General features: G+C 36.2%; 1 pseudogene. It reads left to right on the forward strand.

The annotated features are described in order from the left end of the window. Window positions 1–162, forward strand: a pseudogene (locus tag SB660_RS23135) (LysR family transcriptional regulator); the annotation flags it as partial. Window positions 163–243 lie beyond the last annotated feature (81 nt).

Here is a 243-nt window from a genome sequence, read left to right on the forward strand (position 1 = left end):
GGGGTTAATAAAATTGCGCTGACTAACAATGAAAAAGAATTTGGTTTAACGCGAGATACATGGTTAATAGGCTATGAGTCTTCCTTTGAATTACGCCAAGTGGAAGCATTTGTAGAGGTTGTACAAGATCATGCCCGATGCCTGTTTGACTATACAAATTAAATATTTTCATGCTAAAGGGGCTTCGGATTAAAGAGTAAAGTGTTAGATTGATCGCATTCATTCTAACACTTTTTCGTATTG

Source organism: Bacillus sp. SIMBA_005, from assembly GCF_046535585.1.
In the GTDB taxonomy this organism is placed as follows: domain Bacteria; phylum Bacillota; class Bacilli; order Bacillales; family Bacillaceae; genus Bacillus; species Bacillus pumilus.